The sequence below is a fragment of the Streptomyces sp. NPDC002206 genome (genome assembly GCF_053593595.1).
In genome coordinates this window covers 842493-854497 of the sequence record NZ_JBSFCW010000001.1, presented here as the reverse complement: position 1 = coordinate 854497, position 12005 = coordinate 842493, and the positions used below count along the sequence as shown (strand labels likewise).

General features: G+C 70.8%; 12 protein-coding genes. 8 read left to right on the top strand and 4 right to left on the bottom strand.

Annotation, left to right across the window (positions count from 1 at the left end; all coding sequences use genetic code 11):
* Positions 1-10 precede the first annotated feature (10 nt).
* Complete coding sequence (locus tag ACWCP8_RS04035) at positions 11-457, top strand: SCO4402 family protein (protein ID WP_267008006.1); 447 nt, start codon at positions 11-13, stop codon at positions 455-457.
* A 28-nt stretch (positions 458-485) separates the two neighbouring features.
* The gene (gene purU, locus ACWCP8_RS04030) at positions 486-1364 is read left to right on the top strand and encodes a formyltetrahydrofolate deformylase (protein WP_352265883.1); all 879 of its coding nucleotides are present in this window, start codon (positions 486-488) and stop codon (positions 1362-1364) included.
* Positions 1365-1402: 38 nt separating this feature from the next.
* On the opposite strand, the gene ACWCP8_RS04025 is transcribed toward purU, so the two are convergent.
* A complete protein-coding gene (locus ACWCP8_RS04025) occupies positions 1403-2824 on the bottom strand; it encodes a maleylpyruvate isomerase N-terminal domain-containing protein (protein ID WP_451114049.1) in 1422 nt (473 codons plus the stop codon).
* On the bottom strand, positions 2821-3447 hold the full coding sequence (locus tag ACWCP8_RS04020) for an RNA polymerase sigma factor (protein ID WP_352265879.1): 627 nt from the start codon (positions 3445-3447) through the stop codon (positions 2821-2823). Before ACWCP8_RS04020 ends, ACWCP8_RS04025 begins: the two co-directional genes overlap by 4 nt.
* A gap of 277 nt (positions 3448-3724) precedes the next feature.
* On the opposite strand from ACWCP8_RS04020, the gene ACWCP8_RS04015 reads away from it, so the two are divergent.
* The gene (locus ACWCP8_RS04015; protein ID WP_030926424.1) at positions 3725-4099 is read left to right on the top strand and encodes an STAS domain-containing protein; all 375 of its coding nucleotides are present in this window, start codon (positions 3725-3727) and stop codon (positions 4097-4099) included.
* A 93-nt stretch (positions 4100-4192) separates the two neighbouring features.
* Positions 4193-4714 carry an EF-hand domain-containing protein gene (locus ACWCP8_RS04010; protein ID WP_352265876.1) on the top strand — a complete coding sequence of 174 codons (522 nt, stop codon included), beginning with the start codon at positions 4193-4195 and terminating at the stop codon, positions 4712-4714.
* A 189-nt stretch (positions 4715-4903) separates the two neighbouring features.
* Here the strand turns inward: ACWCP8_RS04010 and ACWCP8_RS04005 are convergent, their stop codons facing one another.
* Positions 4904-6448 (bottom strand): class I adenylate-forming enzyme family protein, encoded by a 1545-nt coding sequence (locus ACWCP8_RS04005; RefSeq protein WP_352265874.1) that lies wholly within the window; start codon positions 6446-6448, stop codon positions 4904-4906.
* Positions 6449-6637: 189 nt separating this feature from the next.
* On the opposite strand from ACWCP8_RS04005, the gene ACWCP8_RS04000 reads away from it, so the two are divergent.
* The 4 genes from ACWCP8_RS04000 to ACWCP8_RS03985 all read left to right on the top strand — a co-directional run bounded on the left by ACWCP8_RS04000 (position 6638) and on the right by ACWCP8_RS03985 (position 10989).
* Positions 6638-7843, top strand: coding sequence for an amidohydrolase family protein (locus ACWCP8_RS04000; protein ID WP_352265872.1), 1206 nt, complete (start codon positions 6638-6640; stop codon positions 7841-7843).
* The gene (locus tag ACWCP8_RS03995; protein WP_451114048.1) at positions 7840-9006 is read left to right on the top strand and encodes an acyl-CoA dehydrogenase family protein; all 1167 of its coding nucleotides are present in this window, start codon (positions 7840-7842) and stop codon (positions 9004-9006) included. Before ACWCP8_RS04000 ends, ACWCP8_RS03995 begins: the two co-directional genes overlap by 4 nt.
* Positions 9007-9013: 7 nt before the next feature.
* Complete coding sequence (locus ACWCP8_RS03990) at positions 9014-9967, top strand: acyl-CoA dehydrogenase family protein (protein WP_451114047.1); 954 nt, start codon at positions 9014-9016, stop codon at positions 9965-9967.
* 527 nt (positions 9968-10494) lie between these two features.
* Positions 10495-10989: an ATP-binding protein gene (locus ACWCP8_RS03985; protein WP_352265866.1), complete on the top strand. Its 495-nt coding sequence runs from the start codon at positions 10495-10497 to the stop codon at positions 10987-10989.
* Positions 10990-10992: 3 nt separating this feature from the next.
* Here the strand turns inward: ACWCP8_RS03985 and ACWCP8_RS03980 are convergent, their stop codons facing one another.
* Positions 10993-11919 carry a cyclase family protein gene (locus ACWCP8_RS03980; RefSeq protein ID WP_451114046.1) on the bottom strand — a complete coding sequence of 309 codons (927 nt, stop codon included), beginning with the start codon at positions 11917-11919 and terminating at the stop codon, positions 10993-10995.
* Positions 11920-12005: the final 86 nt, after the last annotated feature.

Here is a 12005-nt window from a genome sequence, read left to right as displayed (position 1 = left end):
CTCCTCCACCATGGGCGGCATGCCGCTCAATGACGTTCCTTGGTGGCGCTGGCGCAGCAACGTGCGCTCGGCGCTGCACATGCTCTCCGACCCCGTCTTCCACCACGAGTGCTGGCTGGCCGGCCGGGAAGGGTACGGCGACGTCACCGACGCCGTGTACCGCCTGGTCGAGGACACCTGGCTGGACAACTGGTCCGCCGAGAAGTACGTCGGGACGGTCTTCCGCGACTCCGGCGAGGCCGCTCTCGTCGACGTCGCCGTGCTGCGGGTGCTGCGCATCATGCACCAGGTCGGCGCGGATGCCCCGGTCTCCGCCTATCTGGAGCACCACGGCTGGCCGGAGGCCGTACGGGCCGCCCGCGAGGCCCATGTGCTGCTCGCCTCGAACGACGGCGAGGACCCGGACGTTCCGCCACGTTCCCTGGATGTGCTCCGCATCATGACCAGGACCGCCTGAACCGCGGTCGGTGTGGCACGCTACGGACATGACCGCGCCGCAGCCTGCTGAGACCGTCCCCGAGCAGTACGTCCTCACCCTCTCGTGCCCGGACAGACAGGGCATTGTGCACGCCGTGTCGAGTTATCTCTTCATGACCGGCTGCAACATCGAGGACAGTCAGCAGTTCGGTGACCACGACACGGGTCTCTTCTTCATGCGCGTCCACTTCTCGGCGGACGCCCCGGTGACCGTGGAGAAGCTGCGCGCCAGCTTCGCGGCCGTCGGGGACTCGTTCCGGATGGAGTGGCAGATCCACCGGTCGTCGGAGCGCATGCGGGTCGTACTGATGGTCAGCAAGTTCGGCCACTGCCTCAACGATCTTCTCTTCCGCGCCAGTATCGGGGCGCTGCCGGTCGAGATCGCGGCCGTCGTCTCCAACCACACGGACTTCGCCGAGCTCGTCGCCTCTTACGACATCCCCTTCCGGCACATCCCGGTCACCAGCGAGAACAAGGCGGAGGCGGAGGCGCAGCTGCTGGAGCTCGTGCGCGCGGAGAACGTCGAGCTGGTCGTCCTCGCCCGCTACATGCAGGTCCTCTCGGACGATCTGTGCAAGCAGCTCAGCGGCCGGATCATCAACATCCACCACTCCTTCCTGCCCAGCTTCAAGGGCGCGAAGCCGTACCACCAGGCGCACGCCCGTGGGGTGAAGCTGATCGGTGCGACGGCGCACTATGTGACCGCCGACCTCGACGAGGGGCCGATCATCGAGCAGGAGGTCGAGCGGGTCGGGCACGGTGTCACGCCGGACGAGCTGGTCGCGATCGGGCGCGATGTGGAGTGCCAGGCGCTGGCCCGCGCGGTGAAGTGGCACGCGGAGCGCCGCATTCTGCTCAACGGCCGCCGCACGGTGATCTTCGCGTAGCGCCGGACGGTACGGCTCAGAGGCGGCTGCGCTACGGCTCAGAGGCGGCTGAGGGACGCCGCGGCGAACAGGACTTCGCGGATCGCCTCACGATCGCCCTCCTGCCCGGCCGCCGCCTCGGCGGGCGACACATGGCCCGCGACCAGCTGGCAGAACTCGGCGCCGTCCAGCGCCACCTGTGCGACCGTGTGGGCGGGTGAGCCGAGCGCGGCCGGGGAGTCCAGCGCGATGTACCAGTTGCCGCCACCCGAGCCCTCGATCTCCAGATGGAGCGAACGGCCCGGCGAACCGGCCGTCACCAGATGGCGGGCGGGCCCCGCGAGCCCGGCCCGGCGGCGTCCGGCGAGGGCGGCCGGGAGGAGCCGCGCGGCCAGGTCGATCATCCGGTGGAGATGAGCGGCTGACGGGGCCTCGTACGGATAGTCCACCGCGCTGGCGATGTCACCACCGTGCACCCAGCACTCGAAGGCCCGGTCCAGCATGGAGTCCTGCAGCGGAAGGGCGAAGTCCCCGTACGAGACGGAGAGCTCGGCGACCCTGCGGCCGGCGAAGGACACCGTGCGGATGAGGGCGTGGCTCTGCTCGCGCCAGGGCTCGCGGACGGCCCGGGTGGGCGGGCGCCGGGCGGCCGACCAGTACGCCTCGGTGCGCGCGCGGGGGGAGAGCGGGACGCCGCCGCCCCGGGCGGAGTCGTTCCCGCCCCGCTTGCCGGTGGCGTTGCCGAGCGGATCGTCCAGGCGGAGGGCTGTGCTGACCAGTCCGTCGACGGTCATGAGATGGCCGATCACGCCGGCGACCGTCGTCTTCCGGTTGACCGCCCGCTCACGCTCGAACCACTTCAGCCGCACCGGAGCGTGCCACTCCGAGCCGCCGATGTCCCGGAGCAGCGCATCGAGCCGGGCGGTCTCCGCGTCGTACGGAGCGGCCCAGTCCGGCACCGGGATCTTGGCCGGGCGGCGGCTCAGACAGGCGTCGAGCACCCGGGAGCGCAGCATCGGGTCGAGATCCAGGCTGCCGTCGGTGTGCAGCAGGCCGACCGCGTCGCGCAGCCGCAGCGCCTCGTCCGCACAGGCGGCGCACTCGGTGAGGTGCGCCTCGACGGCTTCGGTCTCCTCGGCGGAACAGGCGGCGAGGGCCCAGGCGCCGAGGAGGGACTTGAGGACGCCGTGGGGGAGCACCAGGGCAGGCGGGGTCGCCGGGGCCGGCGCTGCCGGGGGTTCCATGGGTGTCGTACGTCCCGTGGGCTCCGTCGGTCCCGCCGGTTCAGCCGTGGGCTCCGGCTCCGCTTCCGGCTCCGGTGCCCTCTGTTGTGCGGGGTCCGTGCGCGGGGCAGGCAGCGGTACGGCGTCGAGGTCGAAGTCGTCCGCGGCGGCCCGCGGTCCCGGTATGCGCCGTGGGCCCTGCACCTCGTCCTCGCGCCCGTTGCCCTCGCGCCCGTCCGCGTCGTCGTTCGCGCTCACAGGGCCCGTCCGTATCCGGGTGGCGAGGACCCTTCGAGCGGGCGGGTGCTGGCGGTGGAGAGCAGCTGCAGCCCGAGCCGCAGGCGACGGCGGGCCTCGTCCTCGGTCACCCCGAGGTCGGCCGCGGTCTGCCGGTAGTCCCTGCGCTGGATGTACGCGAGCTCCAGCGCGGCCCGCAGAGGTGCGGGCATGGAGGCGACGATGTAGTCGGCGCGGGCCGCGGCCGTGGCGTGCCTCACCCGCTCCTCCAGTTCCTCCTGGGCGACGGTTTCTTCCGCACCGCCGGTCTCGCTGCCGTCGTCGGTCCCGTCCTCGTATCCCTGCGCGAATGCGGACGGTGCTGTCCCGCGCAGCCGCCGAACGGACTGGCGGTGGGTGAGCCGGGCCACCCAGGACCGCATCGAGCCCTGCTTGGGGTCGTAGGCGTCGGGGTTCTCCCACACGTAACCGATGACTTCGCGGGTCACCAGATCGGCGGCCGACTCGTCGTCGAGCATCCGGTGGGCCTGGCTGTGTACGAGCGACGCGAAACGGTCGTAGAGCTCGCCGAGGGCTGCCGCCTCGCCGCGTGCCAGCCGTTGCTGCATCTTGCGGTCCCAGCGGGGTGGTGTGTCTTTCGCCATAGGACCCCCAGCCCTGTACCCCTCGTCCCGTCGAATGTAGTCGGCCCTGCTGACCATGCACGTCTCTTTGCGGCAAGTACGCCCCCGCGAACGCCCTGGATGGTAGGGAATGCGGCGTCGAGGGTGTTGGAATCGGACCTGAAGCGATCATTTCTGCCTGAAATCAGCTGTGCCTTCGTCGGCGGGCCGGTGTTTCATGGGCGCGCGGTGGGGCAGCCGCGAGGAGGAACGGATACTTCCGGATCTCTGGGATCCCTGGAACGAGAGGCCGAGTTGCGTGACTCTGCAAGTGGCCGAGACCGAGCAGGGCCCATGGACCGTACTGCGCATATACGGCGAACTCGATCTGGTGACGTCGCCGGTCGTCCGCCAGAGCATCCACGACGCGGTCGCCTTCGGGCGGCACGATGTGGTGCTCGACCTCTCCGAGGTGCTGTTCTGCGATTCCAGCGGCGTCGGCGTGCTGGTCGCCGCCCGCCGCCTGATGCGTTCCTGCGGCGGCCGGCTGCGACTGATCCTGCCCGCCCGCGGCGCCGAGGAGGGCTCCCACGTCAACCGGGTGCTGGCCGCCCTCGGGGTGCGACGGCTGTTCGAGGTCTACCCCGACCGGGACGCGGCCGTCGACGAAGAAGCCCAACCGCTCTCGGCCTGAAACGTACCCGCCACCCGGCGTTAAGACCAGGTTGTAACACCGGTGGCGCGCGTAAGTGACACGTGACGCCCTTCGGCGTCGTACGCTCCCCGCATGGACAGCGCAGAGTACGAGCGCAAGATCGCTTTCCGGTTCGCCGCCTTCGACCAGGACGGCAACGGATACATCGATCGCGCCGATTTCAATGCCGCCGCGGCCCGTCTGCTCGCCGAATTCGGTACGACGGCCCGCTCTGACAAGGGCCAGGCGCTCTACACCGGGGCCGAGGCCTTCTGGCAGGGCATGGCGGGCATCGCCGATGTGGACGGGGACCAACGCGTCACCCGTGAGGAGTTCGTGGGCGGGGCCGTGAAACGGCTGCGCGACAGCCCCGAGCGCTTCGCGGAGATCGCCCGCCCGTTCCTGCGCGCGGCGATCGCCGTGGCCGACAACGACGACAACGGAGCGGCCTCGGTACCGGCCGTGGAACGTGCGCTGAAGGTGCTCGGTGCGAGTGCCGAATCGGCGAGCCTGGCGGCACGGAGCCTGGATGCGGACCATGATGGCCGGATCGCCGAGGAGGACGCGGTGGCCGCGTTCGCCGTCTACTTCACGGTGATCGAACCGGACGCGTAGGGCCATTCCCTCGGATCGGTCCGCAGCGCCCCACTGACCGGGCCGGGTGCGTGGCCTCCTCGCCGTGGCCCCACCCGGCCCCACCCCCGGCGCGCCGGGGTGGGGTGTCCTGCGTGTTCGCGGGGGTCTCTCCCGCGGTCCGCGGGGTGTGTCCCGGCGGACCGCGGGGGTGTGTCCCGTGTGCGCGTGTCAGGAGAACTGCTCGCGCAGCTTGTACTTGAGTACTTTGCGCAGCGTCTCGTTGCGCGGCAGCGCGTCCACCACCTCCAGCTGCTCGGGCAGCTTGTGCACCGCGAGACCCTCCGTGCGCAGATACCCGGCGAGCTCCGCCAGCGTCAGCGTCCCGGCCCCGGCCGGCTGCTCGACGACCGCGCAGACGCGTTCCCCGCGCTCCCTGTCCGGCAGGCCGATCACGGCCGCGTCGGCCACGCCGGGGTGGCGGTGGAGGAGGTCCTCGATCTCCTTGGCGGAGATGTTCTCGCCCTTGCGGATGATGATGTCCTTGAGCCGGCCGGTGAGGACCAGATGGCCGCTCCTCCGGAGACGGCCGACATCACCGGTGATGAGGAAGCCGTCCCCGTCGAAGGCGTGCCGTGTCGCGTCCGCGTCCAGATAGCCCCGGCAGACGGCCTCCCCGCGCAGCCGTACCTCGCCGTCCGTGCCGTACGGCAGCGGCTTGCCGTCCTCGTCGGTGATCCGTATCTCCATGCCCTCGGGCGGCCGGCCCTCCGTCTCGGCGAGGTGCTCCACCGTGTCGTCCGGGGCGCCCATGGTGATCATGGGGACCTCGGTCATGCCGTAGCCGTGGGTGAGCTGGACGCCCATCTCCCGTACGACCGCGTGGTAGATCTCCGGCGGCTTCGGCGCCCCGCCGCCCGCCAGCAGCCGCAGGGTGGGGACCACCCTGGCCGTGGGGTCCTTGCGCTGTTCGGTCAGGAACATCGAGTAGAACGCGGTCGAGCCGCCCGCGACCGTCACTCCGTGGCGCCGGTAGGCGTCCAGCGCGCCGGGCATGGCGAACTGCTCGAAAAGGACCGCCGGGAAGCCGTAGAGCAGCAGCATCACGGTGTAGTCCGGCCCGGCGATATGGGCGAACGGGAATGCCATCGAGCCGATGTCGTCGGCCGACAGATGCAGCGCGTGGGCCAGGCACGAGCCGCCCGCGATCAGGCTGCGGTCGGTGTGCAGGACGCCCTTCGGATCGGAGGTCGTCCCCGACGTCCAGTAGATCCAGCGCACCGCCGTGCCGTCGGTGGGCGGTGCGGGCAGCACCGCCGGGTCGGCGTCCGGCAGCTGGTCGTACGCCTCGAATATCAGCGGCGGACGGTCCAGCTCCGCGGCCAGCCGATGCGCCATCGCCGTGTGGTCGAAGCCGCGCCAGGTGCCGGGTACGGCGAAGAAGCCGGCCTTCGACTCGCGCAGCGCGAACCCCACCTCGCGGTCCCGGTAGAACGGGATGACGGGTGTCTGGACGGCCCCGATCCGGGTGAGGGCGAAGGAGAGCAGCGCCGTTTCGAGGCGGGTCGGCAACTGCCAGGCGACCACACTGCCGGGGCGCACCCCCAGCCCGTACAGCCCGGCCGCGACCCGCTCGCAGCGCTCGCGCAGCTCGCCGAAGGTGAGGGAGCGGTCGTCCTGGAGGAGGACGGGACGGTCCGGGGTCAGCGCGGCGCGGCGCTCGATGAGCTCCCAGAAGGTGGCCGATGCGCCCAGGGCGTGTGCGGTCTCGTTCACTGCGTTCCCCGCTCCCTCGTAGCTGACGGGTAGTCAGATCGTGCGGAGAGCGTAGAGCGCCGCGCCTTGTCGGTCCAGGGGTGCGGAGCTAGCCTGGGAGCCGAACTGAATCTGACGGGTCATCAGATGCGTATCGGATGCGTACCGGACACGCATCCGGTACGAGCCGTGTGCGCCGAAGGGGACACCATGACGGAACTGCCTCGGATCGTCAGCGTCGACGACCATGTGATCGAGCCGCCGCACCTCTTCTCGACCTGGCTGCCCGCCCAGTACCGCGACCGCGGTCCGCAGCCGCTCACCGCGGGCATCGGCGAGCTGGCGTACACGGGCGGAAAATACGTCATCACCATGGATCCGGACGGCCCGCCGACCGACTGGTGGATCTACGAGGACCTGAAGTTCCCGTACAAGCGGAACATCGCCGCCGTCGGCTTCGACCGCGACGACATGACGCTGGAGGGCATCACCCGCGCCGAGATGCGCCGGGGCTGCTGGGACCCGGTCGAACGGCTCAAGGACATGGACCTCAACCACGTCGAGGCGTCGCTCTGCTTCCCCACCTTCCCGCGCTTCTGTGGCCAGACCTTCGCCGAGGCGCAGGACAAAGAGGTGGCGGTTGCGTGTGTCCGCGCCTACAACGACTGGATGGTGGAGGAGTGGTGCGGCGACAGCGGCGGCCGGCTGATCCCGCTCTGCATCATCCCGCTCTGGGACATCGACCTGGCGGTCGCGGAGATCAAGCGGAACGCCGCGCGCGGGGTGCGGGCGGTGACCTTCTCCGAGATCCCGACCCATCTCGGGCTGCCGTCGATCCACACCGGCCACTGGGACCCGTTCTTCGCGATCTGCCAGGAGACCGGCACGGTCGTCAACATGCACATCGGGTCCAGCTCGCAGATGCCGGCCGCCTCGCCGGACGCCCCGCCCGCCGTACAGGCCTCGCTCTCCTTCAACAACGCGATGGCCTCGATGATGGACTTCCTGTTCAGCGGGGTGCTGGTGAAGTACCCGCGGCTGAAGCTCGCCTACAGCGAGGGCCAGATGGGGTGGATCCCGTACGCCCTGGAGCGCGCAGACGACGTGTGGGAGGAGCACCGGGCGTGGGGCGGGGTGCGCGATCTGATCCCCGAGCCGCCGTCGACGTACTACTACCGGCAGATGTTCTGCTGCTTCTTCCGCGACAAGCACGGTGTCGCGTCGCTCGATGTGGTCGGGCGGGACAACGCGACGTTCGAGACCGACTACCCGCACGTCGACTCGACCTTTCCGCACACGAAGGAGGTCGCCCTCGACCACGTCAAGGGACTGGACGACGAGACCGTCTACAAACTGATGCGCGGAAACGCGATCCGGATGCTGGGCCTGGATCTCGACCGGGACCTCGGCAAGTGACGGATCTGTCGTACACGCCCGAGGAGGATGAGTTCCGGGCGCGGCTGCGGGAGTGGCTCGGCGACGTGCTGCCCGGACTGCCCGCCAAGCCCCGTCCCGACGACTGGCCGGGGCGGCGGGCGTACGACACCGCCTGGCAGCGGATGCTGCACGACGCCGGGTACGCGGGCCTGCACTGGCCCGTCGACGCGGGCGGACGGGGCGCCACCCCCACACAGCACCTGATCTTCCTGGAGGAGACGGAGAGGGCCGGGGCGCCGTACGTCGGCGCGAACTTCGTCGGACTGCTGCACGCCGGGCCGACGATCGCCACCGAGGGCACGGCCGAGCAGCGGGCCCGCTGGCTGCCGCCGGTCCTGCGCGGCGACGAGATCTGGTGCCAGGGGTTCAGCGAACCGGAAGCGGGCTCCGACCTGGCATCGCTGCGGACCCGGGCGGTCCGCGACGGCGACCACTACGTGGTCAGCGGCCAGAAGATCTGGACCTCGCACGCGGAGGTCGCCGACTGGTGCGAGCTGCTCGTGCGCACGGATCCGGCCGCGCCGAAACACCGCGGGATCAGCTGGCTCGCGATGCGGATGGACGCCCCCGGCGTCACCGTCCGCCCCCTGCGCACGCTCGCCGGGTCCACCGAATTCGCCGAGATGTTCCTCGACGAGGTGCGGGTGCCGGTCTCCCACCGGGTCGGCGCGGAGAACGACGGCTGGCGGGTCACCATGGTCACCCTCTCCTTCGAGCGTGGTACGGCGTTCGTCGGCGAGGTCGTCGCCTGCCGTCGCACCCTGGCCGCCCTGGCTGCCGAGGCCCGGGCGAACGGCCGCTGGGACGACCCGGTGCTGCGCAGGACGCTCGGCAGGCTGAACGCCGAATTCCGGGCGCTGTGGCGGCTCACCCAGTGGAACGTCAGCGAGGCGCAGCGGGCCGGGGCCGGCGGTGGCGTGCCCGGCACCGGCGGCTCGGTCTTCAAGCTGCGCTACTCGCAGGCCCGCCAGGAGCTGTACGACGCGGCGGCCGAGGTGCTCGGCGCGGACGGGGCCGATCTGGACCGGGAGTGGGTCCTGGACCGGCTGACCTCGCTCTCGTACACGATCGCCGCGGGCACCTCGCAGATCCAGCAGAACATCGTCGCCGAGCGGATCCTCGGCCTGCCGAAGGGGCGCTGAGCGGACTGTGGACTTCCAGCTTTCGGACGACCAGCGGGCCCTGCGGGCCGGGATACGGGAGCTGCTCGCCGGCCGCTTCGGCAGGGACCGGATGCGGGCGGCGCTCGACGCGGGCACGGACGTCGACCGGGTGGTGTGGGGAGAGCTGGGCGCGGCCGGGTTCTTCGCACTGCGACTGCCGGAGGCGGAGGGCGGGGTGGGGCTGGGGCTGCCCGAGGCCGTCCTGCTGTTCGAGGAGGCGGGGCGGGTGCTGCTGCCTGGGCCGCTGGCGGCCACGCATCTCGCCGCCGGTGCGGTGAAGGGGGCGGCGGAGGGCGGGACGGTGGTCGCGGTGCTGGACGAGGGCCGCCCGGTCGCCCACCTGGGCGCGGCGGACGCACTGATCGCCCTGGTGGGCGGGGAGGTGCGGGTGCTGGAGGGGGCTGCGCTGCGCGCGCTCGTACGGGGCGCCGCCCGCCCCGTACGAGCACTCGATCCGCTCACGCCGCTGCACCGTGTGACGGCCCCGGCCACGTTCGGCGACCCCCTGCCCGGGGCCGGGGCGGCGCGGTTCCGGCGCGAAGGCATCCTGTTGGCCGCTGCCGAGCAGCTCGGCAGCGCCGCCCGCACCACCGAGATGGCTGTTCAACACGCCCGTGGGCGCGAGCAGTTCGGCTCGCCGATCGGCGCCTTCCAGGCGGTCAAACACCTGTGCGCGCAGATGCTGGTACGTGCCGAGCTGGCCCGTGCCGCGGTGTACGCGGCGGCCGTGACCGCGGACCCGGTCGAGATCGCCGGCGCGAAACTGCTCGCCGACGAGGCGGCCGTCCGCAATGCGCGGGACTGCCTCCAGGTGCATGGCGGGATGGGCTTCACCTGGGAGGCGGACGTGCATCTGCACCTCAAGCGGGCGTGGCTGCGGGCCGGACAGTGGCTGACGGCGGCCGAGGCCGAGGAGGCGCTTGCGGCCGATCTGTGCTGAGCGCCGGCAGACCGAGGGCTGACCGGGTACGGGTGCGGCTGGGGTCGGGACGATGGGTGCCGAGTGCATGCATGTCACGCGAAAGACCCCTGAACTTCACGCTGCGGAGTTACACAGTGCAGTCGGTAAGTGCCGATACCGGCTTGTGTCCTTTGCGTGATTCGTCACGGGCCGCAGTTGCCATCGGCTCGGGTACGCTCCGTTGGATGCGAGTGGTTGTGGAACCTGGCGATCCGGGTGTTGCCCGTGGGGCGACTCCGGTCCGGCCGAGGTGCCCTGCTCGCGTTCCCGTCAGAAGCGCCGGGCCCGCCCGTGGGGCGATTCCCTCGCCCTCTGTGTGCTTCTGTTCGACCCCCCGCAGCGTGCGTCGCACAGTATGCACCACGCGTACTCTTTCGCGCTGGAATATGCCCGAAGCGCTTGTTGCGGTGACTGTACGTCAACCATGCTGTCTCGTAAGGGAATCACGTTCCGTGATCCTGAGGAGGCGCGAGGCGATGTGTCCGCCGGTTCGGATGGTGTGAGCGGTGCAGGTGCTTCAGGTTCAGTTGGAGGTCGGGCCGGATCCCGCAGAGGTCGGGCGGGCCCGCAGGTGGGCGCGGTCGAGACTGATCGGGTCCGGGATAAGGGACGACGAGCCGCTGGCCGAGACGCTCATCCTGCTGATCTCGGAGCTGGTCACCAACGCGGTCGTCCATACCGGCTGTCCGGCCGTGCTGCGCATGCTGTTCGGCGCGGCCGAAACGGCGGGGACGGCCGGGACCGTACGGGTCGAGGTGGCCGACACCAGTTGCCGCCCGCCGCAGCAGCGGCACGCGGCGGGCGAGGACACCGGCGGCCGGGGCCTGGAGCTGGTCGACGGCCTCGCCGACCGCTGGGGCTGGCAGCCGGAAGGCGCCGGCAAGCAGATCTGGTGCGAGGTGGACCGCGGGACGCCCGTGATGCAGGTCCAGATGCAGGCGGGGGCGTACGGGGTCGGCGTGCATGAGCCGTCGCCCGCCGTCGTCACCCATCCCGCATAGAGGTCACAGGACGGCCACCGGGGCGACCGGGGTGCCGGTGGCACCGACGAACGGTTCCGGCATCGCGGAGAGCAGAAAGCTGTAGCGCTTCGCCTCCGCACAGGCTGTGGACAGCCCTTCCAGATTCCAGTTCTGGCCCTGCAGCATGCCCATCTCGACCAGGTCCAGCGCATGCACACCCAGCCACAGATCCTCGATCTCCGGCGGGAAGATCTCGAAGGTCAGTGTGTCATTGGCGACCGCGGCGACATCGCGCGCGTGGAACCACTCGGGCGTCCGGATCGACAGGCCGGGCGACGGATAGGCATACGCGTGCTTGTCGCCCGCCAGATAGACCTGGATCTGCCCGGTCCGTACGAGGACGATGTCACCGGCCCGGACCCGGATCCCGCCGAACTCCTCCGCCGCGTCCAGGTCCTCCGGGGTCACGGCGTGGTCGCCGGGCAGCCGGTCCACGCCCCGGGCGCGCGCCACATCCAGCAGTACGCCGCGTGAGACGAGGTGCGGGGGTGCGGCGATGGAGCTGAACTGTGCGCCGCCGTGCGCGGTGACGGTGGCGGCGGGGCGGCCGTTGTAGATCCTCCCGGAGTGCGAGGCGTGCGTGAGCGCGTCCCAGTGGGTGGCCGCCTGCAGGCCGAGCGTCACGACGTCGTCGCTGGTGGCGACCGTGCCGGGGCCGAAGATCTCCTGATTGATCTGGACCATCGAATGCAGTGGATTGACCCGTCCCGGAATCAGCCCGCTCTGCACGCCGTCCTGCTGGAGGGCGAGCGCGAGAGGGATCCGCTGCCCGGTGCGGACGGTCGTCGCCGCGTCCCGTAGCACCGCGTCGGTGATCAGGTTGAGCGTCCCGATCTCGTCCTCCGCGCCCCAGCGCCCCCAGTTGTTCACGCGCTTGGCGATCTCGTGGAACTCGGCCGGCAGTGGCATGGGGCCTCCTGGAATCGATGGGTCGCCGGTCTTGTGCTGACGGAGCCGACTGCCCGTAAAATCTAACGGTCCGTCAGAAACCGTGG